The organism is Modestobacter lacusdianchii, from assembly GCF_054177765.1.
In genome coordinates this window covers 22,489-46,391 of record NZ_JBJJTJ010000020.1, presented here as the reverse complement: position 1 = coordinate 46,391, position 23,903 = coordinate 22,489, and the positions used below count along the sequence as shown (strand labels likewise).

Below are 23,903 nucleotides of genomic sequence, written 5' to 3'. Positions count from 1 at the left end.
CGCGGTGACCCGGTCCGGGAGGTCGTGACGGCAGCGCCCGGTCGGCAGGTGTGACCCAGGCGGTTGGCGCGCAGGCCACGCCATGACGTACTCTTGCCGCTGTTCCCCCCATGACCGCTTGGTCGTCGCACGTCCGCGTGCGATCGAAGGTCCGGACCTCCGGACGGCCCGCGCAGGTGGACGGTTCGACGAACGCGCCGGAGCGCAGGTCACCCGACCTGGAGCCTCGGCCCTCCTCGCCCCGTGCGCCTCGCGCCGGGGCGTTCCTCGTCTCCGGGCCCCGATCGTGTGCGAGCGCGCACCGGCCGGTGGTCGCCCGACAGCGAGAGGAGGCCCATGCCCACGCAGGCCAAGGACGCCGCGATCCAGGAGATCACCGAGCGTTTCCAGGCATCCAGCGCGGCCGTGCTCACCGAGTACCGCGGGCTGACCGTGGCGCAGCTGACCGAGCTGCGTCGTTCCCTCGGTGCGGGCAGCAGCTATGCCGTCGTCAAGAACACCCTGACGAAGCGGGCGGCGGACTCGGTCGGTTTCTCCGACCTGGGCCCGCTGCTGAACGGCCCCACCGCGATCGCCTTCATCGAAGGTGACCCGGTCGAGGCCGCCAAGGCCATCCGCGACTTCGCGCGGGCCAACCCGTCGCTCGTCGTCAAGGGTGGCGTGGTCGACGGCCGCACGGTCGACGCCTCCGAGGTCACCCGCCTCGCCGACGTCGAGCCGCGCGAGGTCCTGCTGGCCAAGCTGGCCGGCGCGATGAAGGGCAACCTGACCAAGGCCGCCGGGCTGTTCCAGGCCCCGCTGTCGCAGGTCGCCCGCCTGGCCGAGGCGCTCAAGGAGAAGAAGCCCGCCGAGGGTGCTCCTGCCGCCGACGCAGCTGCTGCTGACACCACCCCCGAGACCACCGACGCTGCCGCGGACACCGCGGCCAGCGACGCCTGACCCACCAAGGAGACACCATGGCCAAGCTTTCCACCGACGAGCTGCTCGACGCCTTCAAGGAGATGACCCTCCTGGAGCTGTCGGACTTCGTGAAGCAGTTCGAGGAGACCTTCGAGGTCACCGCCGCTGCCCCCGTCGCCGTCGCGGCCGCCGGCCCCGCCGGTGGTGGCGCTGCCCCCGAGGCCGCCGCCGAGCAGGACGAGTTCGACGTCGTCCTCGAGTCCGCCGGTGACAAGAAGATCCAGGTCATCAAGGAGGTGCGCGGCCTGACCTCGCTCGGCCTCAAGGAGGCCAAGGACCTGGTCGACAACGCGCCGAAGCCGGTCCTGGAGAAGGTCGCCAAGGACGCCGCCGAGAAGGCCAAGGCCGCTCTCGAGGGCGCCGGCGCCACCGTCACCGTCAAGTGACCCCCCGCCCGGCGGCCCTCGCGGCCGTCGGGTAGCACCACCCCGCACGAACGACAGGGGCCGATCCACTCCGGTGGGTCGGCCCCTGTCGCACGTCCCGGTCGGGGAACCGCCGGCCGGCGTTCATCCCCAGGGCGCGGCGTGGCTGCTGCCGCCGGGCCGCCGCGCTGGCATCATCGGCGGTGCACCCACCCCGTCCCGCCCCTGATCCACGGCACCCGCCCCAGATCCCACGGCACCGGGCCCGCCAGGGCCGCGCCCCGTGGGCCGGGTGGGCGCCGGCCACCCCTCGAGGGTGGGTCACCCGTCGTGACCACCACCCGACGTGGACACCGGCGCGCAGCAGGGGTAGGGTCTCCTGTTGCGCTGCCCTCTGACTGCCAGCCCGTTGACACGGGTCACCAGGGGTGCCCGGGAACGGCTCCGGGTGACCCCGTGTTGACCGTACCGACGAGGTCGGCATCCGCGGTCAGCCTCGCCGAAACCGACGACGACCCAGGACGATCTGCACCCCACCGCCCGCACGTCGTGAGGTCCTTGGAAGGACGCATCTTGGCAGGCTCTCGCCCCACCAGCATCACCCCCGGCACCACCGAGTCCGGCACCACCCAGACCACCCCGGTCGACGTCCAGGCCGGTCCCCGCACCGGCGGCACCGACCACCAGAAGATCCCCGGCGCCCCGCTGCGCGTCTCCTTCGCGAAGATCCACGAGCCCCTCGAGGTGCCGGATCTGCTCGCCCTGCAGACCGCGTCCTTCGACTGGCTGGTCGGCAGCCCCGCCTGGAAGGCCACCCTCGCCCCCGAGGAGCAGGCCGACGCAGTGGGCGGTCTGGCGGAGATCCTCGAGGAGATCTCCCCGATCGAGGACTTCAGCGGCTCGATGTCACTGTCCTTCTCCAACCCGCGCTTCGAGGACGTCAAGGCGTCCCTCGAGGAGTGCAAGGACAAGGACATGACCTACGCGGCGCCGCTGTTCGTCACCGCCGAGTTCATGAACAACACCACCGGCGAGATCAAGAGCCAGACGGTGTTCATGGGCGACTTCCCGGTCATGACGAGCAAGGGCACGTTCGTCATCAACGGGACCGAGCGCGTCGTCGTCTCCCAGCTGGTCCGCTCGCCGGGCGTCTACTTCGACAAGGCCCTGGACAAGACGTCGGACAAGGACGTCTACAGCGCCAAGGTGATCCCCAGCCGCGGTGCCTGGCTGGAGTTCGACGTCGACAAGCGCGACACCGTCGGCGTCCGGATCGACCGCAAGCGCCGCCAGCCGGTCAGCGTCCTGCTCAAGGCCCTCGGCTGGACCGAGGACCGCATCCGCGAGCACTTCCAGTGGTCGCCCACCATGCTGGCCACCCTGGAGAAGGACCACATCGCCGGCCAGGACGAGGCGCTGCTGGACATCTACCGCAAGCTGCGTCCGGGCGAGCCGCCGACGCGTGAGTCGGCCCAGGCGCTGCTGGAGAACCTCTTCTTCAACCCCAAGCGCTACGACCTGGCCAAGGTCGGCCGCTACAAGGTCAACAAGAAGCTCGGCGTGGACGTGCCGCAGGGCACCTCGACGCTGACCGAGGACGACATCGTCGCCACCATCGAGTACGTCGTGCGTCTGCACGCCGGCGAGCCCGACCACGGCGTCGACGACATCGACCACTTCGGCAACCGCCGGCTGCGCACCGTGGGCGAGCTGATCCAGAACCAGATCCGGGTCGGCCTCTCCCGCATGGAGCGCGTGGTCCGGGAGCGGATGACCACCCAGGACGTCGAGGCGATCACGCCGCAGACCCTGATCAACATCCGGCCGGTCGTGGCCTCCATCAAGGAGTTCTTCGGTACCAGCCAGCTCTCGCAGTTCATGGACCAGACCAACCCGCTCGCGGGCCTGACCCACAAGCGCCGCCTGTCGGCGCTGGGCCCGGGTGGTCTGTCCCGTGAGCGCGCCGGCATGGAGGTCCGCGACGTGCACCCGAGCCACTACGGCCGGATGTGCCCGATCGAGACCCCGGAAGGCCCGAACATCGGCCTGATCGGCTCGCTGTCCTCCTTCGGCCGGGTGAACCCCTTCGGCTTCATCGAGACGCCGTACCGCAAGGTCGAGAACGGCACCGTCACCGACCAGATCGACTACCTGACCGCCGACGAGGAGGACCGCTTCGTCGTCGCCCAGGCCAACTCGCCGCTGGACGCGCAGGGCCGCCTCGCCGAGGAGCGGGTCCTGGTCCGCACCAAGGGTGGTGAGGTCGACTACCTCGCTCCCGAGAACGTCGACTACATGGACGTCTCGCCGCGGCAGATGACCTCGGTCGCGACGGCGATGATCCCGTTCCTCGAGCACGACGACGCCAACCGCGCCCTGATGGGCGCGAACATGCAGCGTCAGGCCGTCCCGCTGCTCCGCAGCGAGGCGCCGCTGGTCGGCACCGGCATGGAGCTGCGTGCCGCCGTGGACGCCGGCGACGTCGTGGTGGCCGAGAAGGCCGGTGTGGTCGAGGACTCCACCGCCGACTACGTCACCGTGATGGCCGACGACGGCACCCGGCAGACCTACCGGCTGCTGAAGTTCCAGCGCTCGAACCAGGGCACCTCGATCAACCAGCGCCCGGTGGTCCAGGAGGGCCAGCGGGTCGAGGTCGGTCAGGTCGTCGCCGACGGTCCGTGCACCGACGAGGGCGAGATGGCGCTGGGCAAGAACCTGCTCGTCGCCTTCATGCCCTGGGAGGGCCACAACTACGAGGACGCGATCATCCTGTCGCAGCGCCTCGTGCAGGACGACGTCCTGTCCTCGATCCACATCGAGGAGTTCGAGGTCGACGCCCGCGACACCAAGCTGGGCGCCGAGGAGATCACCCGGGACATCCCCAACGTCTCCGAGGAGGTCCTCGCCGACCTCGACGAGCGCGGGATCATCCGGATCGGTGCCGAGGTCGTCCCCGGCGACATCCTCGTCGGCAAGGTCACGCCCAAGGGCGAGACCGAGCTGACCCCCGAGGAGCGGCTGCTCCGGGCGATCTTCGGTGAGAAGGCCCGCGAGGTCCGCGACACCAGCCTCAAGGTCAAGCACGGTGAGTCCGGCAAGGTCATCGGCGTCCGGGTCTTCTCCCGCGAGGACGGCGACGAGCTGCCCGCCGGCGTGAACGAGCTCATCCGGGTCTACGTGGCCCAGATGCGCAAGATCAGCGACGGCGACAAGCTGGCCGGCCGCCACGGCAACAAGGGCGTCATCTCCAAGATCCTCCCGCAGGAGGACATGCCGTTCCTCGAGGACGGCACGCCGGTCGACATCGTGCTCAACCCGCTGGGCGTGCCCGGCCGGATGAACGTCGGCCAGGTGCTGGAGATGCACCTCGGGTGGATCGCCAAGCAGGGCTGGCAGGTCGAGGGCACGCCGGAGTGGGCCGCGAAGCTCCCCGGCGCCGCCCGCCAGGCGGCTCCCGGCACCCGCACCGCCACGCCGGTGTTCGACGGTGCCAAGGAGGACGAGCTCATCGGCCTGCTCGGCTCGACGACGCCGAACCGCGACGGTCAGCGGATGGTCAAGGAGACCGGCAAGGCGCGGCTGTTCGACGGCCGCTCCGGGGAGCCCTTCCCCGAGCCGATCGCCGTGGGCTACGTCTACATCCTGAAGCTGCTGCACCTGGTCGACGACAAGATCCACGCCCGTTCGACCGGCCCGTACTCGATGATCACGCAGCAGCCGCTGGGTGGTAAGGCGCAGTTCGGTGGCCAGCGTTTCGGCGAGATGGAGTGCTGGGCGATGCAGGCCTACGGCGCGGCCTACGCGCTGCAGGAGCTGCTCACCATCAAGTCCGACGACATCCTCGGCCGCGTCAAGGTGTACGAGGCGATCGTCAAGGGCGAGAACATCCCCGAGCCGGGCATCCCCGAGTCGTTCAAGGTGTTGCTCAAGGAGCTCCAGTCGCTGTGCCTGAACGTGGAGGTCCTCTCCGGTGACGGGCAGGCGATCGAGCTGCGGGACACCGATGACGAGGTCTTCCGGGCCGCGGAGGAGCTGGGCATCGACCTGAGCCGCCGCGAGCCGTCGTCCGTCGAAGACGTCTGATCGGCCGCCGGCCGGCCCTGACCAGTCAGGGCCGGCCGGCCACCACACCCTTTGAAGAGAAGTGAAGAACTAGCCCCGGAAAGGGGTACATCGAGTGCTCGACGTCAACTTCTTCGACGAACTGCGCATCGGTCTGGCCAGCGGTGACGACATCCGCCAGTGGTCACACGGTGAGGTGAAGAAGCCCGAGACCATCAACTACCGCACCCTCCGCCCGGAGAAGGACGGTCTGTTCTGCGAGAAGATCTTCGGTCCCACCCGGGACTGGGAGTGCTACTGCGGGAAGTACAAGCGGGTCCGCTTCAAGGGCATCATCTGCGAGCGCTGCGGCGTCGAGGTCACTCGCGCCAAGGTGCGCCGTGAGCGGATGGGCCACATCGAGCTGGCCGCGCCGGTCACCCACATCTGGTTCTTCAAGGGCGTGCCCTCGCGCCTGGGCTACCTGCTCGACCTGGCGCCCAAGGACCTCGAGAAGATCATCTACTTCGCCGCCTACATGATCACCTCGGTCGACGAGGAGGCGCGTCACCGCGACCTGCCGACCGTCGAGGCCGAGATCAGCGCGGAGAAGCACAACCTGGAGACCCGCCGCGACGCCGACGTGGAGGCCCGCCAGCAGAAGCTGGAGGCCGACCTCGCCGAGCTCGAGGCCGAGGGTGCCAAGTCCGACGTGCGCCGCAAGGTGCGCGAGGGCGGCGAGCGCGAGATGCGTCAGCTGCGCGACCGGGCCCAGCGGGAGATCGACCGCCTCGACGAGGTGATGGACACCTTCCGCAAGCTCGAGGTCAAGCAGCTCATCGCCGACGAGGGCCTCTACCGCGAGCTGCGTGACCGCTTCGGTGAGTACTTCGAGGGCGGCATGGGCGCCGCGGCGCTGCAGAAGCTGCTCGCCGGCTTCGACCTGGACGCCGAGGCCGTCTCGCTGCGCGAGACCATCCGCAGCGGCAAGGGCCAGCGCAAGCTGCGGGCCCTCAAGCGCCTGAAGGTCGTCGCGGCGTTCCAGCAGACCCAGAACTCGCCCATGGGCATGGTGCTGGACTGCGTCCCGGTCATCCCGCCGGACCTGCGCCCGATGGTGCAGCTCGACGGTGGCCGCTTCGCCACCAGCGACATGAACGACCTGTACCGCCGGGTGATCAACCGGAACAACCGGCTCAAGCGACTGCTCGACCTGGGCGCGCCGGAGATCATCGTCAACAACGAGAAGCGGATGCTCCAGGAGTCCGTGGACGCGCTGTTCGACAACGGCCGTCGCGGCCGCCCGGTCACCGGTCCGGGCAACCGCCCCCTGAAGTCCCTGAGCGACCTGCTCAAGGGCAAGCAGGGCCGGTTCCGCCAGAACCTGCTGGGCAAGCGCGTCGACTACTCCGGTCGTTCGGTCATCGTCGTCGGCCCGCAGCTGAAGCTGCACCAGTGCGGTCTGCCCAAGCAGATGGCGCTGGAGCTGTTCAAGCCCTTCGTGATGAAGCGGCTGGTCGACCTCAACCACGCGCAGAACATCAAGTCCGCCAAGCGGATGGTCGAGCGCGCGCGGCCGGTCGTCTGGGACGTGCTCGAGGAGGTCATCACCGAGCACCCGGTGCTGCTGAACCGTGCACCGACCCTGCACCGTCTGGGCATCCAGGCCTTCGAGCCCCAGCTGGTCGAGGGCAAGGCCATCCAGATCCACCCGCTGGTCTGCACCGCGTTCAACGCGGACTTCGACGGTGACCAGATGGCGGTGCACCTGCCGCTGTCGGCCGAGGCCCAGGCCGAGGCGCGCATCCTGATGCTGTCCAGCAACAACATCCTGAGCCCGGCCGACGGTCGTCCGATCACCGCGCCGACCCAGGACATGGTGCTGGGCCTCTACCACCTGACGAGCCTCTCCGGCTCGACGGAGCTGGCCGAGGGCGAGCGCCCGAAGTCCTACGCGACCACCGCCGAGGCGGTCATGGCCTTCGACAAGGGCGCGCTCGGGCTGCAGGAGCGGGTGCTCATCCGCCTCGACGAGGTCTTCGGCGTCGACAGCGGGCCGAACGACCCGTGGGAGGCCCCGGAGGACTGGGAGCCGGGCAAGCCCGCTGTCGTCTCCACCAGCCTGGGCCGCGTGCTGTTCAACGAGGCCCTGCCGGAGGACTACCGGTTCGTCAACTACCAGGTGCCGAAGAAGGCGCTGGGCGCGATCGTCAACGACCTCGCCGAGCGCTACCCCAAGGTGCAGGTGGCGGCGACCCTGGACGCCCTCAAGGCGGCCGGCTTCCGCTGGGCGACCCGTTCGGGCGTGACGATCGCGATCGACGACGTCGTCACCCCGCCGGTGAAGCAGGCGATCCTGGACCGGCACGAGGACGAGGCCCGCAAGATCGAGCGTCAGTACGAGCGCGGCGTCATCACCGACGCCGAGCGTCGGTCCGAGCTCATCGAGATCTGGACCCGTGCGCGGGCCGAGGTCAGCCAGGCGATGGTCGACAACTTCCCGACCACCAACCCGGTGTGGGTCATGGTCAACTCCGGCGCTCGCGGCAACATGATGCAGATCAGCCAGATCGCCGGCATGCGTGGCCTGGTGGCCAACCCGAAGGGCGAGATCATCCCGCGGCCGATCAAGGCCAACTTCCGGGAGGGTCTGTCCGTGCTGGAGTACTTCATCTCCACCCACGGCGCCCGCAAGGGCCTGGCCGACACCGCGCTGCGCACCGCCGACTCCGGTTACCTCACCCGCCGGCTGGTCGACGTCTCGCAGGACGTCATCATCCGCGAGGAGGACTGCGGCACCGAGCGTGGCGTGATCATGCCGATCGGCACCGTCTCCGACGGCGTCGTGACGCGGGACGCCCACGTGGAGACCAGCGTGTACGCCCGTGCGCTGGCCGCTGACGTGGTCGCCGCCGACGGCACGCAGATCGCCCCGGCCGGGGCCGACCTGGGTGACGTGCTCATCGCGCAGCTGGTCGACGCCGGTGTCTCCGAGGTCAAGGTCCGCTGCGTGCTCACCTGCGAGTCGCTGCTGGGCACCTGCGCCACCTGCTACGGCCGCTCGCTGGCGACCGGCAAGCTGGTGGACGTCGGCGAGGCGGTCGGCATCATCGCCGCCCAGTCGATCGGTGAGCCCGGCACGCAGCTGACGATGCGCACCTTCCACACCGGTGGTGTCGCGGGTGAGGACATCACCCACGGTCTGCCGCGCGTGGTGGAGCTCTTCGAGGCCCGCGTCCCCAAGGGCAAGGCCCCGATCGCCGAGCTGGCGGGCACCGTCCGGATCGAGGACGGCGAGCAGTTCCGCAAGCTCACCATCACCCCGGACGACGGCTCCGACGAGGTCGTCTACGACAAGCTGTCGCGTCGTTCGCGGCTGCGGGTCGAGGACGGCGGCCACGTCGAGGTCGGCGAGCAGCTGACCGAGGGCGCGGTCGACCCGCACGAGGTGCTGCGGATCATGGGCCCGCGCGAGGTGCAGCTGCACCTGGTCCGCGAGGTCCAGGAGGTCTACCGCAGCCAGGGTGTGTCGATCCACGACAAGCACATCGAGGTGATCATCCGGCAGATGCTGAAGCGGGTGACCATCATCGACTCGGGTGCGACGGAGTTCCTGCCCGGGGCGCTGGTCGAGCGGACGCTGTTCGAGACCGAGAACCGCCGGGTCGTCGCCGAGGGCGGCGAGCCCGCCTCGGCCCGTCCGGTGCTGATGGGGATCACCAAGGCGTCGCTGGCGACGGAGTCGTGGCTGTCGGCCGCTTCCTTCCAGGAGACGACCAAGGTGCTCACCGACGCCGCGATCCAGGGCAAGAGCGACAGCCTGCTCGGGCTCAAGGAGAACGTGATCATCGGGAAGCTGATCCCGGCCGGTACCGGCATCAGCCGCTACCGGAACATCACGGTCGAGCCCACCGAGGAGGCCCGCGCCGCGGTGTACACCATGGCCGGCTACGACGACGGGCAGTACTACAGCCCGGACGTCTTCGGTCAGGGCTCGGGCGAGGCCGTCCGGCTCGAGGAGTACGACTGGCGCTGACGCGCTGAGTGAGTGACAGAAGGCCCCGCACGCCACTGGCGTGCGGGGCCTTCTGCGTACTCGGCATCACGTGACGCAATGAATCGGCATGTCATGGGCGGGCCGCCTCCCGAGGAGGCAACCACGTCCTTCCTCGCCGGGCGCGGGGGAGGACGGCCGGGTGCGGCTCACGGCCGTCGCGCTGCGTTGCCGACGACCGGGTCAGCAGAGCCGGCGCATCGTCTCCACCGTGCGCAAGCGGCCCTCGCGGCTGTCGTCGAGGGGCTGCAGGTTGATCGTCGTGACGCCGGCCTCGGCGAAGGCGGCGATCCGCTCCGCCACGTAGGACTCCGGCCCGATGAGCGAGGTGGCGCGGACCAGGTCCTCCGGCACGGCGGCGGCCGCCTCCTCCTTGCGCCCGGCCAGGTAGAGGTCCTGGATCGTCTCGGCCTCTGCCTCGTAGCCGTAGCGGCGGGCCAGGTCGTTGTAGAAGTTCTTGCCCTTGGCGCCCATGCCGCCGACGTAGAGGGCGATCCCCGGCCGGACCGCCTGCACCAGGTGGTCGACGTCCTCACCGACGGCCACCGGGACCCCGACCACCACGTCGAGCTCACCGAGGGCCGGGTCGCGCTTGGCCTTCCCGGCCTCGAGCGAGGCACCCCAGACGTCCGCCGCCCGCTCGGGGTGGAAGAAGATCGGCTCCCACTTCTCGGCGATCTCGGCGGCCAGCTCGACGTTCTTCGGGCCCAGGGCAGCCAGCAGCACGGGGATCCGCTCCCGCACCGGGGTGTTGATCAGCTTGAGCGGCTTGCCCAGCCCGGTGCCCTGCTCTGCGGGCAGGGGCACGGTGTACTTCGCGCCCTCGTGCACGAGGCGCTCCCGCCGCCACACCTGCCGGCAGATCTCCACGATCTCCCGGGTGCGCTGGAGGGGGGCGTCGTAGGGGAGGCCGTGCCACCCCTCGATCACCTGCGGGCCGGAGGCGCCCAGGCCCAGGGTGAACCGGCCGTCGGAGACGAAGTCCAGTCCGGCCGCGGTCATCGCGGTGAGTGCGGGCGTGCGGCTGTAGATCGGCAGGATGCCGCTCATCAACTCAACCCGGTCGGTGACCGCGGCCAGGTAACCGAGCTGGCTCACCGCGTCGAAGGTGTAGACCTCCGCGCACATCGCGACGTCGAGACCGGCGGACTCCAGGTCGCGGATCTCCGCCGCGGTCTGCTTGAAGTCCCCGGCGTAACTTGCCTGGATACCGATGCGCACGCGTCCTCCTCGACGTTCGCGGCACCCTCGTCGGCACCGCTCCGGGGGACGGTAACGGCCCGGCGGCTCACTGCGGTCGGACGGTGCCGATCACGTGGGTGACGACGCGGACGCCGTCCACGTCGTGCGGCACCCGCCCACCGGCGCCTGCCTCGGTCAGGTCGACCCGGACCACGTACTCGGCGTCCTGCCGGGCCAGTCCCACCCCCGCGACCCCGGGGTCAGCGGCGAAGCGCGACGCCAGCGCGCTCTTGGCGGCGCGGGCGGTGGCACGGTCGGTCATGGCACCCATGGTGCCCCCGTGCGGGCATCCTGCCCAGGGGGTCGGCCCGCCCGCCCCCTCTGCGGGGGGCCACTGCGACCCCGCAGCCGCCCGGGGCCCTCAGCCGGCGACCCACTCCACGCCGAGCTCGCGCAGCACGGTGGCCAGCGGGTTGGCGAAGGTGACCCCGCCCCCGGCGCTGCCACCCACCGTCGAGCCGGCGAACAGCAGGCCCAGCGGGGCCCGGTCACTGCTCCGCCAGATCACCGAGCCGCTGTCGCCGCCGGCGCTGAACGCGCCGGTGAGCCCCTCGATCTCCACCTGGTCGTCGAAGGTGTGCACGCCGTCGTCGTACTGCACGCCCACCCCGTCGACCTCGACGGCGGTGACCCGCCCACGGGTGTGCCCGGTGGTGCGGCCGACCTTCTCCACCAGCTCGTCGGGGTCGACGGCATCGGCCGCGGCCACCAGGGACGCCAGGGGGCCGCCGGGGTAGCCGCCCGGGTCGGCGACCGTGCCGGCGTCCAGGGTGGCGACTGCGGCGTCCACGAGGTTGCCCGGCTGGGGGGAGAAGCGGACGAACGAGGTCAGGACGCCGATCCGGTCGGTGGCCCGCCCCCCGTCGGCGACGCCCGGCTGGAGCACCTCGTCGCCCTCGCTCGCCGCGTCGCTGTTGGCCAGCACGTGGTTGTTGGACAGCACCAGCAGTGCGTCACCGCCCGGGCGCCGGACGAAGCCGCCCAGCGTGCCCGCGGTCACGTCGGGGTGGCTGACCGAGAGGCCGGGCCGCAGTGGCCGCGTCCGCCGGCGGAGCTCCTCGGGGGTGGGGGAGGAGAGCGGGCGGACCGGGCCGATCACCCGGACGTCGACCTCCTCCCGGGCGCTGTCGTCGAGGCCGCCGAGCACCACCGCCGCGTCGGCCTGCGTCACCAGCCGGATCGCCAGGTGCACCTGGTCGGGGCCGACCGGGCGCAGGCCCAGGGCGACACCGCTCCACGGGCGGGCGCCGCCGGCCGCCCGCGCCGTCGCCCCGTCGAGCGGCGCCTCGCTCAGCCGCTGGGACAGCCGTGCCTTGAGTTCACGTGCGGAGTCGGGGAGCACGGCGTACCTCCGGAGGTCGGGCGGCCCAGGGTGGACAGCTGTTCGTGAGCGGTGCGCCACTGACCGTAGGGCGGGGGTCGGACAGAAGCGACGTGGGACGAGCACGCCGGGACGTCGGCGGACGACGTCGTGGTGCGCGCCGGACGTCCGTCACCGGCCCGGCTCGGGTACCTTGCGGCCGGACGGCTCCCGCATCGCTGCCGCTCGGGTGCCCTCGGACGCCTTCTCCGCTCGTGGGAATGGCGTCCGCGGGCCGGAGGTTGGTGCTGGGCAGACCGGCTGGTCCGGTGCTCGGGACCACATGTCGACCCGCCTTTGACCGGGTCGAGAGGGCCGGGTACTGTGGTCAGCTGTGCCCAGGGTGACTGGGCCGTGCTCCGATATCGGTGCACCTGCGTGTCCAACCGCCCTCGCGGGCCGGCGGGACGCCAGGGGTCATCCTCGTCGCAGACGGGGACCATCTCGCGATGGTGTGGCCGGCGCCGGACCTGGGGCGACGAGTCCGGTTCGATCAACTGGCCGGTTCTCGCGAAGGGCGACACGCCCGAACGCGGGGGCCGGAGGGTGGGTCACGACCAGACTCGGCACGGCCGGGCGACCGGGCACACCACAGCACCGCACCACATCCACAGCACGACCCAGCGCAGGCAGGAGATCCAGGCCACCCATGCCCACGATCCAGCAGCTGGTCCGCAAGGGCCGCGAGGACAAGGTCGAGAAGACCAAGACCCCGGCGTTGAAGGGTTCCCCTCAGCGCCGCGGCGTGTGCACGCGCGTCTACACGACGACGCCGAAGAAGCCGAACTCGGCGCTGCGCAAGGTCGCTCGCGTCCGCCTCACCAGTGGCATCGAGGTGACGGCCTACATCCCGGGCGTCGGCCACAACCTGCAGGAGCACTCCATGGTGCTCGTGCGCGGCGGCCGCGTGAAGGACCTCCCCGGCGTCCGGTACAAGATCATCCGCGGCTCGCTGGACACCCAGGGCGTCCGCAACCGCAAGCAGGCTCGCAGCCGGTACGGCGCGAAGAAGGAGAAGAGCTGACATGCCCCGCAAGGGTCCCGCTCCCCGTCGTCCGCTCGTCGTCGACCCGGTGTACCAGTCGCCGCTGGTCACCCAGCTGGTGAACAAGGTGCTGGTCGACGGCAAGCGCTCGGTCGCCGAGGCGATCGTCTACGGCGCCCTCGAGGGCGTCCGGGCCAAGAACGACACCGACCCGGTGGTCACGCTCAAGCGGGCGCTGGACAACGTCAAGCCGGCCCTCGAGGTCCGCAGCCGTCGCGTCGGTGGTGCGACCTACCAGGTGCCGATCGAGGTCCGCGCTTCCCGCAGCACCACGCTGGGGCTGCGCTGGCTGATCCAGTACAGCCGGGCCCGTCGCGAGAAGACGATGACCGAGCGCCTGATGAACGAGCTCCTGGACGCCAGCAACGGTCTCGGTGCCGCGGTCAAGCGCCGCGAGGACACGCACAAGATGGCCGAGTCGAACAAGGCCTTCGCGCACTACCGCTGGTGACGACGGTCCACCAGCAGCCGCTGCCCGCGGTCGAACCGGGCGACCCCCGGACACCGCGCACGGACGAGAAGGAAGAGGAGTAAGGGAATGGCCCAGAACGAGGCCCAGCTCGCCAAGACCCGCAACATCGGGATCATGGCGCACATCGACGCCGGCAAGACGACGACGACCGAGCGGATCCTCTTCTACACCGGTATCAACTACAAGATCGGTGAAGTCCACGACGGCGCGGCCACGATGGACTGGATGGAGCAGGAGCAGGAGCGCGGCATCACCATCACGTCCGCCGCGACGAAGTGCTCCTGGAACGGCCACGACATCAACATCATCGACACCCCCGGGCACGTCGACTTCACCGTCGAGGTGGAGCGGTCCCTGCGCGTGCTCGACGGTGCCGTCGCGGTCTACGACGGGGTCGCCGGCGTCGAGCCGCAGACCGAGCAGGTGTGGCGGCAGGCCGAGAAGTACGGCGTCCCGCGCATGTGCTTCGTCAACAAGCTGGACCGCACCGGCGCGGACTTCTTCCGCTGCGTCGACATGATGGTCGAGCGGCTGGCGGCCAACCCGCTGGTCCTGCAGCTGCCCATCGGTGCCGAGGCCGACTTCATCGGCGTCGTGGACCTGGTCCAGATGCGCGCGCTCACCTGGCGCGGCGAGACCAAGATGGGCGAGGACTACGCGGTCGAGGAGATCCCGGCCGAGCTCGCCGACCAGGCCGCCGAGTACCGCGAGAAGCTGCTCGAGAACATCGCGGACTTCGACGACTCGCTCATGGAGGACTACCTCGGGGGCGAGGAGATCGCCGTCGACCGGCTGAAGGCGGCCATCCGCAAGGCCACCATCGCCGGCCAGGTCAACCCGGTCCTCACCGGCACCGCGTTCAAGAACAAGGGCGTCCAGCCCCTGCTCGACGGTGTCGTGGACTACCTGCCCAGCCCGCTGGACATCGAGGCCATCGTCGGCACCGCGCTCGACGGTGAGACCGAGGTGCTGCGCCACGCCGACGAGGACGAGCCGTTCTCCGCGCTGGCCTTCAAGATCCAGACGGACCAGCACCTGGGCAAGCTCACCTACATCCGGGTCTACTCCGGCAAGCTCGACGCGGGCTCCCCGGTGCTGAACAGCACCAAGGACCGCAAGGAGCGGGTCGGCAAGATCTACCAGATGCACGCCAACAAGCGCGAGGAGCGCCAGGGCGTGGGCGCCGGCGAGATCGTCGCCGTCAACGGCATGAAGCAGACGACCACGGGTGACACCCTCTGTGACCCGCAGAGCCCGGTGATCCTCGAGTCGATGACCTTCCCCGCGCCGGTCATCTCGGTGGCCATCGAGCCCAAGACCAAGGGCGACCAGGAGAAGCTGGGCACCGCGATCCAGAAGCTCGCCGAGGAGGACCCGACCTTCCAGGTGAAGCTGGACGAGGAGACCGGCCAGACCGTCATCTCCGGCATGGGCGAGCTGCACCTGGAGATCCTGGTCGACCGCATGCGGCGTGAGTTCCGCGTCGAGGCCAACGTGGGCAAGCCCCAGGTGGCCTACCGCGAGACGATCCGCAAGAAGGTCGAGAAGGTCGACTACACCCACAAGAAGCAGACCGGTGGGTCCGGCCAGTTCGCCAAGGTGCAGGTCACGATCGAGCCCCTCGAGGTCGCGGCCGACGGCCCGACCTACGAGTTCGAGAACGCCGTCACGGGTGGTCGCATCCCGCGGGAGTACATCCCGTCGGTCGACGCGGGCATGCAGGACGCCATGCAGTACGGCATCCTCGCCGGGTACCCGATGGTCGGCGTGAAGGCGACGCTGATCGACGGCCAGTACCACGAGGTCGACTCCTCGGAGATGGCCTTCAAGATCGCCGGCTCGATGGTCTTCAAGGAGGCCGCACGCAAGGCCAGCCCGGCCCTGCTCGAGCCGATGATGGCCGTCGAGGTCGTCACCCCCGAGGACTACATGGGTGACGTGATCGGCGACCTGAACTCCCGCCGCGGGACCATCCAGGCGATGGAGGAGCGCTCCGGCGCCCGCGTCGTCCGGGCCCTGGTGCCGCTGTCGGAGATGTTCGGCTACGTGGGCGACCTGCGCAGCCGCACCCAGGGGCGGGCGAGCTACACCATGGTGTTCGACTCGTACGCCGAGGTCCCGGCCAACGTCGCCAAGGAGATCATCGCCAAGGCGACCGGCGAGTAACCGGTCGGTGGGCCAGGGCAGCGATGCCTGACGCCCACCGACCCGAGCACGGCCCACCCCCCAAGCACGCGCACGACTGCGAAGACACGGAGAGAGGAACCCAGTGGCCAAGGCCAAGTTCGAGCGGAACAAGCCGCACGTCAACATCGGCACCATCGGGCACATCGACCACGGCAAGACGACGCTGACCGCGGCGATCACCAAGGTGCTGCACGACAAGTACCCGGACCTCAACGAGGCGTCCGCCTTCGACCAGATCGACAAGGCGCCCGAGGAGAAGGCCCGCGGCATCACGATCTCGATCGCGCACGTCGAGTACCAGACCGAGAACCGGCACTACGCGCACGTCGACTGCCCCGGGCACGCCGACTACATCAAGAACATGATCACCGGTGCGGCGCAGATGGACGGCGCCATCCTGGTGGTCGCCGCGACCGACGGCCCCATGCCGCAGACCAAGGAGCACGTGCTCCTGGCCCGCCAGGTGGGTGTCCCCTACATCGTCGTGGCGCTGAACAAGGCCGACATGGTCGACGACGAGGAGATCCTCGAGCTCGTCGAGCTGGAGGTCCGCGAGCTGCTGTCCGAGTACGAGTTCCCGGGCGACGACGTCCCCGTGGTCCGCGTCTCGGCGCTCAAGGCGCTCGAGGGCGACGCCGAGTGGGGCGACAAGCTCATGGAGCTCATGAACGCCGTCGACTCGGCCATCCCCGAGCCGGAGCGTGAGATCGACAAGCCGTTCCTCATGCCCGTCGAGGACGTCTTCACCATCACCGGTCGCGGCACCGTCGTCACCGGTCGCGTGGAGCGCGGCATCGTCAAGGTGTCCGAGGAGATCGAGATCGTCGGCATCCGCCCGACCTCGACCAAGACCACGGTCACCGGCGTCGAGATGTTCCGCAAGCTGCTCGACCAGGGCCAGGCCGGTGACAACGTCGGTCTGCTGCTGCGCGGCATCAAGCGCGAGGACGTCGAGCGCGGTCAGGTCGTCGTGAAGCCGGGCTCCATCACCCCGCACACGAACTTCGAGGGCTCGGTCTACATCCTCTCGAAGGACGAGGGCGGCCGGCACACGCCGTTCTTCAACAACTACCGTCCGCAGTTCTACTTCCGGACCACGGACGTCACCGGCGTCGTCACGCTGCCCTCGGGCACCGAGATGGTCATGCCCGGCGACAACACCGAGATGACGGTGGAGCTCATCCAGCCCATCGCCATGGAGGAGGGCCTCCGGTTCGCCATCCGTGAGGGTGGCCGCACCGTCGGCGCCGGCCGGGTCACCAAGATCATCAAGTGACACCCTGACGGGCGGCGGCCGCACCTGGCCGCCGCCCGTCACCCGGGTCGGGAGACCCGACCCCCGGGTCAACAGACCCAACTGAACTTTCACAACCGATCGGCAGGAGCGAAGACAACCGATGGCGGGACAGAAGATCCGCATCCGGCTGAAGGCCTACGACCACGAGGCGATCGATGCCTCGGCGCGGCGCATCGTCGAGACGGTGACGAAGACCGGAGCGCGCGTCGTCGGCCCCGTGCCGCTGCCGACGGAGAAGAACGTCTACTGCGTGATCCGCTCGCCGCACAAGTACAAGGACTCGCGCGAGCACTTCGAGATGCGCACGCACAAGCGGCTCATCGACATCCTCGACCCGACGCCGAAGACGGTCGACGCGCTCATGCGCATCGACCTGCCGGCCTCGGTCGACGTCAACATCCAGTAAGGGCTGTTTCCAGACATGGCGAGCACATTCCGTGGTCTCCTCGGCGAGAAGCTGGGGATGACCCAGGTCTTCGACGAGAACAACCGCATCGTGCCGGTGACCGTCGTCAAGGCGGGCCCGTGCGTGGTCACCCAGGTCCGCACCCCGGAGAAGGACGGCTACTCCGCCGTCCAGCTCGGGTTCGGCGCGATCGACCCCCGCAAGGTGAACAAGCCCGAGGGCGGGCACTTCGCCAAGGCGGGCGTCACGCCCCGGCGGCACGTGGTCGAGCTGCGCACCGAGGACGCCGGCGACTACACCGTGGGCCAGGAGCTGACCGCTGAGGTCCTCTCCGGCGTCGCCAAGGTCGACGTCATCGGCACCAGCAAGGGCAAGGGCACCGCCGGTGTCATGAAGCGTCACGGCTTCAAGGGCCTCGGCGCCGGCCACGGCACCCACCGCAAGCACCGCGCCCCCGGCTCGATCGGTGGTGCCTCCACCCCCGGTCGCGTCTTCAAGGGCGTGCGCATGGCCGGGCGCATGGGCGCGGTCACCACCACCACCCTCTCGCTGAAGGTCCACCAGGTGGACACCGAGAAGGGCCTGGTCCTGATCAAGGGCGCCGTCCCCGGCCCCCGTGGCGGGCTCCTGCTCGTCCGGTCCGCGGTCAAGGGCGGCCCCGTGGGGAGTGACGCGAAGTGACCGCACCGACTTCTGCAGGGTCGACCGCGACCCGGACCGACCGTCAGGTCGAGGTCCGGACGCCGGCGGGGGAGACCTCGGGCAGCGTGACGCTGCCCGGCGAGCTCTTCGACGCCCCGGCGAACGTCTCGCTGCTGCACCAGGTCGTCGTCGCCCAGCTGGCCGCGGCCCGCCAGGGCACGCACGCCACCAAGACCCGCGCCCAGGTCAGCGGCACCGGCGCCAAGCCGTACCGCCAGAAGGGCACCGGCCGCGCCCGCCAGGGTTCGCTGCGCGCGCCGCAGTTCGCCGGCGGTGGCATCTCGCACGGCCCCCAGCCGCGCAACTACGAGCAGAAGACCCCGAAGAAGATGAAGGCCGCCGCCCTGCGCGGTGCCCTCTCCGACCGGGCCCGCGAGGGCCGGGTGCACGTGGTCACCGCCTTCGTCGAGGGTGACGCGCCCTCGACCAAGGCCGCGCTCAAGGTGCTCGACGCGGTCAGCTCCGCCAAGCGCGTGCTGGTCGTGCTCGACCGGGACGACGTCCTCAACTGGGTCAGCCTGCGCAACGTGCCGCGGGTGCACCTGATCGAGGCCGGCCAGCTGAACACCTACGACGTGCTCGTCGCCGACGAGGTGGTCTTCACCGAGACCGCCCTGGCCGAGTACGTCGCCGGTCCCGGTGCCACCGGTCGCGGCCGGGCCAGCTCCGCCGAGCTGCCCGACCTGACCACCCCGGACGTCCCCGGCGCCATCCCCTCCATCGAGGGCCAGGGCACCACGGACCTCGACCTGGGCGTCGCCCCGGTCGACCCGGCGCCGGCCAAGAAGGCGGCGAAGAAGGCCGCGGCCAAGAAGGCGGCTCCCAAGGCCTCCGCCGAGGACGCTGCCCCGGCCACCGCGGCCGAGGCCGCCGCTGCCCCCGCCGAGCAGGCCGAGGCGGCCAACGCCGGTGTCGACGCGACCGCGCCCACCGAGGACGGCACCACGTCGAACCAGAACAGCGATGTCGCCGCGAGCACCGAGGAGAAGGCATGAGCGTCCGCGACCCCCGGGACGTCCTGCTGTCCCCGGTCATCTCCGAGAAGAGCTACGGGCTCCTCGACGAGAACAAGTACACGTTCATCGTGCGTCCCGACGCCAACAAGACCCAGATCAAGATCGCTGTTCAGCAGGTCTTCAACGTGAAGGTCCTCGCCGTCAACACGATCAACCGTCAGGGGAAGAGGAAGCGCTCGAAGGGCGCTGTGATGGGCAAGCGCAAGGACACCAAGCGCGCCATCGTCTCCGTGGCCCCCGGCGACCGCATCGAGCTCTTCGGGGGCCCGGGCGCCTGACGGCCCCGGACCACCGATCGGACCAGAGGACTCTGAGGAACCATGGCCATCCGTAAGTACAAGCCGACGACGCCGGGCCGCCGCGGCTCGTCCGTCGCCGACTTCGCCGAGGTCACCCGCGACCACCCCGAGAAGTCGCTGGTCCGGCCGCTGCACGGTCGCGGCGGGCGCAACGTCCACGGCCGGGTCACCGCTCGGCACCAGGGCGGCGGGCACAAGCGGGCCTACCGGCTGATCGACTTCCGCCGGGCGGACAAGGACGGCGTGCCGGCCAAGGTCGCGCACATCGAGTACGACCCCAACCGCACCTCGCGCATCGCGCTGCTGCACTTCGCCGACGGTGAGAAGCGCTACATCATCGCCCCGGCGAAGCTGAAGCAGGGCGACCTGGTCGAGTGCGGCCCCGCGGCCGACATCAAGCCGGGCAACAACCTGCCGCTGCGCAACATCCCGGTCGGCACGGTCATCCACGCCATCGAGCTCCGGCCCGGTGGCGGCGCGAAGGTCGCCCGCTCGGCCGGCACCAGCGTCCAGCTGGTCGCCCGCGAGGGCCGCTTCGCGCAGCTGCGCATGCCCTCCGGTGAGATCCGCAACGTCGACGTCCGCTGCCGCGCGACGATCGGCGAGGTGGGCAACGCCGAGCAGTCGAACATCAACTGGGGCAAGGCCGGCCGCATGCGGTGGAAGGGCAAGCGCCCCACCGTCCGCGGTGTCGCCATGAACCCGGTCGACCACCCGCACGGTGGTGGTGAGGGCAAGACCTCCGGTGGCCGGCACCCGGTCAACCCGAAGGGCAAGCCGGAGGGCCGGACGCGCAAGCGGAAGGCCAGTGACGCCCTGATCGTGCGCCGCCGGCGCACCAACAAGAAGCGCTGAGCGGGTAGAGGAGTCCGACAGACATGCCACGCAGCCTGAAGAAGGGCCCGTTCGTCGACGACCACCTGCTCGCCAAGGTGGACGCTCAGAACGACAAGGGCACCAAGAACGTCATCCGCACCTGGTCGCGGCGCTCGACGATCATCCCCGACATGCTCGGGCACACGATCGCCGTGCACGACGGCCGCAAGCACGTCCCGGTGTTCGTCACCGAGGCGATGGTCGGGCACAAGCTCGGCGAGTTCGCGCCCACGCGCACCTTCCGTGGGCACGTCAAGGACGACCGCCGGTCGCGGCGCGGCTGAGCGACGACCAGGTAGAGAAGAGAATCTCCAGATGACTTCCCAGTTGGGACAGGAGACGCCGGTCGCCCGGGCCACGGCCCGGTTCGTCAGCGTCACCCCCATGAAGGCCCGCCGGGTGGTGGACCTGATCCGCTACCTGCCGACCGACGAGGCGCTGGCCCTGCTGCGCTACGCGCCGCAGACCGCCAGTGAGCCGGTGGCCAAGGTCGTCGCCAGCGCCGTCGCCAACGCCGAGCACAACCTGCAGCTCGACCCGGCTGCGCTCGTCGTCAGCGCCGCGTTCGTCGACGAGGGCCCCACGCTGAAGCGGATCCGTCCGCGTGCGCAGGGCCGGGCGTTCCGCATCAACAAGCGGACCAGCCACATCACCGTCGAGGTGAGCGAGGTGAGCTCCAGCGCCGAGCTCGCGCAGCGTTCCCGCAAGGCACGTCGGGACACCGGGCAGTCCGGCCCGGCGACCCAGCAGAAGAGCAACACGAGGGGAGGGACCCGCTAGTGGGTCAGAAGGTCAACCCGCACGGGTTCCGGCTCGGCATCACCACCGACTACAAGTCCCGGTGGTACGCGGACAAGCTCTACGCCGACTACGTCAAGGAAGACGTGGCCATCCGCAAGCTCATGGGCAAGGGCATGGAGCGTGCCGGCATCTCGAAGGTGGAGATCGAGCGCACCCGTGACCGTGTCCGCGTCGACATCCACACCGCCCGGCCGGGCATCGTCATCGGCCGTCGTGGTGCCGAGGCCGACCGCATCCGCGGTGAGCTGGAGAAGCTCACCGGCAAGCAGGTGCAGCTGAACATCCTCGAGGTCAAGAACCCCGAGTCCGACGCGCAGCTGGTCGCCCAGGGTGTCGCCGAGCAGCTCTCCAGCCGGGTCAGCTTCCGTCGTGCCATGCGCAAGGCGATGCAGTCCGCGCAGCGGAGCCCGCAGGTCAAGGGCATCCGGGTGCAGTGCTCCGGTCGCCTGGGTGGCACCGAGATGAGCCGGTCGGAGTTCTACCGCGAGGGTCGCGTGCCGCTGCACACCCTCCGGGCGAACATCGACTACGGCATCTACGAGGCCCGCACGACGTTCGGTCGCATCGGCGTCAAGGTGTGGATCTACAAGGGTGACGCCAGCGGTTCGCGCGCCGAGCGGGAGGCCCTCGAGGCCCTCGCCCAGCGTCAGCAGCGCCGTGAGCGGGCCCAGCGCCCGCAGCGCCGCTCGGGTTCCTCGGGCACCACCGCCGGGGGCACCGAGGCCGGCCGCGCCGCGGCCGAGACCACCACCGGCCCGGCCACCACCGAGCAGCCCACCGACGCGCCGGCCGACGTCGTCGCCGTCACCACTGGTGAGGCCGTTCCCGCACAGAGCGTCGGCGAGGCCGCCGGCGCAGAGGGCACCGCAGCCGCGCAGGCCGCCGGTGCCGAGAACACGGAGGGCTGAGACGTGCTCATCCCACGTCGCGTCAAGCACCGCAAGCAGCACCACCCGGACCGCTCCGGGCGGGCCAAGGGCGGTACCGCGATCAACTTCGGTGAGTACGCCATCCAGGCCCTGGAGCCGGCGTACGTGACGAACCGGCAGATCGAGTCCGCTCGTATCGCCATGACCCGCCACATCAAGCGTGGCGGCAAGGTGTGGATCTCGATCTACCCCGATCGTCCGCTCACCAAGAAGCCCGCCGAGACCCGCATGGGTTCCGGTAAGGGCTCGCCCGAGTGGTGGGTCGCCAACGTCAAGCCCGGCCGGATCATGTTCGAGCTGTCGGGTGTCGCCGAGCCCGTGGCCCGCGAGGCCATGCGCCGGGCCATCCACAAGCTGCCCATGAAGTGCCGCTTCATCACTCGCGAAGGAGAGGTGTGATGGCCGCCGGTCTCACTGCGCCTGAGCTGCGCGAGCTGTCCGCCGACGAGCTGGCCACCCGGCTGCGCGAGTCGCGCGAAGAGCTGTTCAACCTGCGGTTCCAGGTGGCCACCGGCCAGCTGGACAACAACCGGCGACTGCAGACCGTCCGCCGCGACATCGCCCGGATCTACACGATCATGCGCGAGCGCGAGCTGGGTCTCTCGGTCGCCCCGAACGAGGGTGTGGCATGAGCGAGAGCGAGCAGACGCAGGCCGCCAGCGGCCCGGGCCTCGCCGGGCGTGGCTACCGCAAGGTCCGTGAGGGCCTCGTGGTCAGCGACAAGATGGACAAGACCATCGTGGTCGAGGTCGAGGACCGCGTGAAGCACGGCCTGTACGGCAAGGTCCTGCGCCGGACGAGCAAGCTGAAGGCGCACGACGACGAGAACACCGCCGGCATCGGCGACCGGGTCCAGATCATGGAGACCCGGCCGACCTCGGCCACCAAGCGCTGGCGCCTGGTGAGCATCGTCGAGCGGGCCAAGTAAGTCACTCGGCAGCCGGCTCCTCGGGGCCGGTGGGCAGGGAGTACCCTGGACGACTGGCGCGCCCTCCGGGTGCGCGCCACATCCCGGTACCCGTGCACGGACGCACCGGCGGCACACGCTGCCGGTGCGTCCGCACGTGGGTGCCGGACAGCCGGTTCACCGATCCGGTCCGGCTGTCGCCACTGAGATACAGGAGCAGGAAGTGATCCAGCAGGAGTCGCGGCTCAGGGTCGCCGACAACACCGGGGCCAAGGAGATCTTGTGCATCCGCGTGCTCGGCGGGTCCGGGCGCCGCTACGCGGGCATCGGTGACGTCATCGTCGCCACCGTCAAGGACGCGCTGCCCGGCGCCGGCGTCAAGAAGGGCGACGTCGTCAAGGCGGTCGTCGTGCGCACGGTGAAGGAGCGTCGGCGTCCCGACGGCTCCTACATCCGCTTCGACGAGAACGCCGCGGTCATCATCCGCGACAGCGGCGACCCGCGCGGCACGCGCATCTTCGGCCCCGTGGGCCGGGAGCTGCGTGACAAGCGCTTCATGCGGATCATCTCGCTCGCTCCGGAGGTGTTGTGATCATGGCTCAGCCGTCGAACGGGAAGACCCCGTCGATGAAGGTCAAGAAGGGCGACTCGGTCGTCGTCCTGTCCGGCAAGGACAAGGGTGCCAAGGGCCGCGTCATCGCCGCGTTCCCGAAGACCCAGAAGGTCCTCGTCGAGGGCATCGGCCGGGTGAAGAAGCACACCCGGATCAGCACCACCCAGCGTGGTGCCCAGTCGGGCGGGATCGTCACGCAGGAGGCGGCCATCCACGTGAGCAACGTGATGGTCATCGACTCCGAGGACAAGCCGACCCGGGTCGGCTACCGCAAGGACGAGGAAGGCCGCAACATCCGGGTTTCGCGGCGCACCGGTAAGGACCTCTGATC

General features: G+C 70.0%; 24 protein-coding genes. 21 read left to right on the top strand and 3 right to left on the bottom strand.

Features of this window, described 5'->3' with window-relative positions:
* Positions 1 to 336: 336 nt before the first annotated feature.
* From rplJ to ACJTNH_RS14665, 4 genes are all read left to right on the top strand, one after another.
* Positions 337 to 939, top strand: coding sequence for a 50S ribosomal protein L10 (gene rplJ / locus ACJTNH_RS14680; RefSeq protein WP_458176862.1), 603 nt, complete (start codon positions 337 to 339; stop codon positions 937 to 939).
* A gap of 17 nt (positions 940 to 956) precedes the next feature.
* Positions 957 to 1,346: a 50S ribosomal protein L7/L12 gene (rplL, locus tag ACJTNH_RS14675; RefSeq protein WP_166754911.1), complete on the top strand. Its 390-nt coding sequence runs from the start codon at positions 957 to 959 to the stop codon at positions 1,344 to 1,346.
* Between the two features lie 552 nt (positions 1,347 to 1,898).
* Positions 1,899 to 5,408 carry a DNA-directed RNA polymerase subunit beta gene (gene rpoB / locus ACJTNH_RS14670; protein WP_458176860.1) on the top strand — a complete coding sequence of 1,170 codons (3,510 nt, stop codon included), beginning with the start codon at positions 1,899 to 1,901 and terminating at the stop codon, positions 5,406 to 5,408.
* A gap of 94 nt (positions 5,409 to 5,502) precedes the next feature.
* Positions 5,503 to 9,402: a DNA-directed RNA polymerase subunit beta' gene (locus tag ACJTNH_RS14665; protein ID WP_458176858.1), complete on the top strand. Its 3,900-nt coding sequence runs from the start codon at positions 5,503 to 5,505 to the stop codon at positions 9,400 to 9,402.
* Between the two features lie 201 nt (positions 9,403 to 9,603).
* Here the strand turns inward: ACJTNH_RS14665 and ACJTNH_RS14660 are convergent, their stop codons facing one another.
* The 3 genes from ACJTNH_RS14660 to ACJTNH_RS14650 all read right to left on the bottom strand — a co-directional run bounded on the left by ACJTNH_RS14660 (position 9,604) and on the right by ACJTNH_RS14650 (position 12,004).
* Positions 9,604 to 10,641 (bottom strand): LLM class F420-dependent oxidoreductase, encoded by a 1,038-nt coding sequence (locus tag ACJTNH_RS14660; protein WP_458176856.1) that lies wholly within the window; start codon positions 10,639 to 10,641, stop codon positions 9,604 to 9,606.
* Positions 10,642 to 10,708: 67 nt separating this feature from the next.
* Positions 10,709 to 10,924, bottom strand: coding sequence for a hypothetical protein (locus ACJTNH_RS14655; RefSeq protein WP_458176854.1), 216 nt, complete (start codon positions 10,922 to 10,924; stop codon positions 10,709 to 10,711).
* A gap of 99 nt (positions 10,925 to 11,023) precedes the next feature.
* Entirely contained in the window at positions 11,024 to 12,004 is a 981-nt protein-coding gene (locus ACJTNH_RS14650) for a hypothetical protein (RefSeq protein ID WP_458176852.1), read from the bottom strand.
* A gap of 667 nt (positions 12,005 to 12,671) precedes the next feature.
* Between ACJTNH_RS14650 and rpsL the strand changes: the two genes are divergently transcribed.
* The 17 genes from rpsL (at position 12,672) to rplX (ending at position 23,901) form a co-directional block, all read left to right on the top strand.
* The gene (gene rpsL, locus ACJTNH_RS14645; RefSeq protein ID WP_153359811.1) at positions 12,672 to 13,046 is read left to right on the top strand and encodes a 30S ribosomal protein S12; all 375 of its coding nucleotides are present in this window, start codon (positions 12,672 to 12,674) and stop codon (positions 13,044 to 13,046) included.
* A 1-nt stretch (position 13,047) separates the two neighbouring features.
* On the top strand, positions 13,048 to 13,518 hold the full coding sequence (rpsG, locus tag ACJTNH_RS14640) for a 30S ribosomal protein S7 (protein WP_458176850.1): 471 nt from the start codon (positions 13,048 to 13,050) through the stop codon (positions 13,516 to 13,518).
* Positions 13,519 to 13,605: 87 nt separating this feature from the next.
* Positions 13,606 to 15,705, top strand: coding sequence for an elongation factor G (fusA, locus tag ACJTNH_RS14635; protein ID WP_458176848.1), 2,100 nt, complete (start codon positions 13,606 to 13,608; stop codon positions 15,703 to 15,705).
* Between the two features lie 103 nt (positions 15,706 to 15,808).
* Positions 15,809 to 17,002 carry an elongation factor Tu gene (gene tuf, locus ACJTNH_RS14630; RefSeq protein WP_458176846.1) on the top strand — a complete coding sequence of 398 codons (1,194 nt, stop codon included), beginning with the start codon at positions 15,809 to 15,811 and terminating at the stop codon, positions 17,000 to 17,002.
* Between the two features lie 121 nt (positions 17,003 to 17,123).
* Positions 17,124 to 17,429, top strand: coding sequence for a 30S ribosomal protein S10 (gene rpsJ, locus ACJTNH_RS14625; RefSeq protein WP_012950483.1), 306 nt, complete (start codon positions 17,124 to 17,126; stop codon positions 17,427 to 17,429).
* A gap of 15 nt (positions 17,430 to 17,444) precedes the next feature.
* Positions 17,445 to 18,110 carry a 50S ribosomal protein L3 gene (gene rplC / locus ACJTNH_RS14620; RefSeq protein WP_222194242.1) on the top strand — a complete coding sequence of 222 codons (666 nt, stop codon included), beginning with the start codon at positions 17,445 to 17,447 and terminating at the stop codon, positions 18,108 to 18,110.
* Complete coding sequence (rplD, locus tag ACJTNH_RS14615) at positions 18,107 to 19,126, top strand: 50S ribosomal protein L4 (protein WP_458176843.1); 1,020 nt, start codon at positions 18,107 to 18,109, stop codon at positions 19,124 to 19,126. Before rplC ends, rplD begins: the two co-directional genes overlap by 4 nt.
* On the top strand, positions 19,123 to 19,425 hold the full coding sequence (gene rplW / locus ACJTNH_RS14610; RefSeq protein WP_014742856.1) for a 50S ribosomal protein L23: 303 nt from the start codon (positions 19,123 to 19,125) through the stop codon (positions 19,423 to 19,425). The genes rplD and rplW overlap by 4 nt, the downstream gene beginning before the upstream one ends.
* Positions 19,426 to 19,467: 42 nt before the next feature.
* Entirely contained in the window at positions 19,468 to 20,301 is an 834-nt protein-coding gene (gene rplB / locus ACJTNH_RS14605; protein WP_458176841.1) for a 50S ribosomal protein L2, read from the top strand.
* Positions 20,302 to 20,324: 23 nt separating this feature from the next.
* Positions 20,325 to 20,606, top strand: a complete 282-nt coding sequence (gene rpsS, locus ACJTNH_RS14600; RefSeq protein WP_153359827.1) for a 30S ribosomal protein S19 — start codon at positions 20,325 to 20,327, stop codon at positions 20,604 to 20,606.
* A gap of 31 nt (positions 20,607 to 20,637) precedes the next feature.
* A complete protein-coding gene (gene rplV / locus ACJTNH_RS14595) occupies positions 20,638 to 21,102 on the top strand; it encodes a 50S ribosomal protein L22 (protein WP_222194240.1) in 465 nt (154 codons plus the stop codon).
* Positions 21,102 to 22,031, top strand: a complete 930-nt coding sequence (rpsC, locus tag ACJTNH_RS14590) for a 30S ribosomal protein S3 (RefSeq protein WP_458176838.1) — start codon at positions 21,102 to 21,104, stop codon at positions 22,029 to 22,031. Before rplV ends, rpsC begins: the two co-directional genes overlap by 1 nt.
* A gap of 3 nt (positions 22,032 to 22,034) precedes the next feature.
* The gene (gene rplP / locus ACJTNH_RS14585; protein ID WP_222194238.1) at positions 22,035 to 22,451 is read left to right on the top strand and encodes a 50S ribosomal protein L16; all 417 of its coding nucleotides are present in this window, start codon (positions 22,035 to 22,037) and stop codon (positions 22,449 to 22,451) included.
* On the top strand, positions 22,451 to 22,684 hold the full coding sequence (rpmC, locus tag ACJTNH_RS14580; RefSeq protein WP_014742850.1) for a 50S ribosomal protein L29: 234 nt from the start codon (positions 22,451 to 22,453) through the stop codon (positions 22,682 to 22,684). The genes rplP and rpmC overlap by 1 nt, the downstream gene beginning before the upstream one ends.
* Positions 22,681 to 22,980, top strand: coding sequence for a 30S ribosomal protein S17 (gene rpsQ, locus ACJTNH_RS14575; RefSeq protein WP_458176836.1), 300 nt, complete (start codon positions 22,681 to 22,683; stop codon positions 22,978 to 22,980). Before rpmC ends, rpsQ begins: the two co-directional genes overlap by 4 nt.
* Before the next feature lie 202 nt (positions 22,981 to 23,182).
* On the top strand, positions 23,183 to 23,551 hold the full coding sequence (gene rplN / locus ACJTNH_RS14570) for a 50S ribosomal protein L14 (protein ID WP_029433456.1): 369 nt from the start codon (positions 23,183 to 23,185) through the stop codon (positions 23,549 to 23,551).
* A 2-nt stretch (positions 23,552 to 23,553) separates the two neighbouring features.
* On the top strand, positions 23,554 to 23,901 hold the full coding sequence (rplX, locus tag ACJTNH_RS14565; protein WP_458176833.1) for a 50S ribosomal protein L24: 348 nt from the start codon (positions 23,554 to 23,556) through the stop codon (positions 23,899 to 23,901).
* The last annotated feature ends 2 nt before the right edge of the window (positions 23,902 to 23,903 follow it).

Coding starts and splice junctions, on each gene's coding strand:
- rplW (WP_014742856.1), top strand. CDS start 19,123: ATGAGCGTCCGCGACCCCCGGGACGTCCTGCTGTCCCCGGTCATCTCC.
- rplC (WP_222194242.1), top strand. CDS start 17,445: ATGGCGAGCACATTCCGTGGTCTCCTCGGCGAGAAGCTGGGGATGACC.
- rpmC (WP_014742850.1), top strand. CDS start 22,451: ATGGCCGCCGGTCTCACTGCGCCTGAGCTGCGCGAGCTGTCCGCCGAC.
- rpsL (WP_153359811.1), top strand. CDS start 12,672: ATGCCCACGATCCAGCAGCTGGTCCGCAAGGGCCGCGAGGACAAGGTC.
- rpsS (WP_153359827.1), top strand. CDS start 20,325: ATGCCACGCAGCCTGAAGAAGGGCCCGTTCGTCGACGACCACCTGCTC.
- rplV (WP_222194240.1), top strand. CDS start 20,638: ATGACTTCCCAGTTGGGACAGGAGACGCCGGTCGCCCGGGCCACGGCC.
- rplB (WP_458176841.1), top strand. CDS start 19,468: ATGGCCATCCGTAAGTACAAGCCGACGACGCCGGGCCGCCGCGGCTCG.
- ACJTNH_RS14655 (WP_458176854.1), bottom strand. CDS start 10,924: ATGACCGACCGTGCCACCGCCCGCGCCGCCAAGAGCGCGCTGGCGTCG.
- rplX (WP_458176833.1), top strand. CDS start 23,554: ATGGCTCAGCCGTCGAACGGGAAGACCCCGTCGATGAAGGTCAAGAAG.
- rpsQ (WP_458176836.1), top strand. CDS start 22,681: ATGAGCGAGAGCGAGCAGACGCAGGCCGCCAGCGGCCCGGGCCTCGCC.
- rplJ (WP_458176862.1), top strand. CDS start 337: ATGCCCACGCAGGCCAAGGACGCCGCGATCCAGGAGATCACCGAGCGT.
- fusA (WP_458176848.1), top strand. CDS start 13,606: ATGGCCCAGAACGAGGCCCAGCTCGCCAAGACCCGCAACATCGGGATC.
- rpsG (WP_458176850.1), top strand. CDS start 13,048: ATGCCCCGCAAGGGTCCCGCTCCCCGTCGTCCGCTCGTCGTCGACCCG.
- rplL (WP_166754911.1), top strand. CDS start 957: ATGGCCAAGCTTTCCACCGACGAGCTGCTCGACGCCTTCAAGGAGATG.
- rpsJ (WP_012950483.1), top strand. CDS start 17,124: ATGGCGGGACAGAAGATCCGCATCCGGCTGAAGGCCTACGACCACGAG.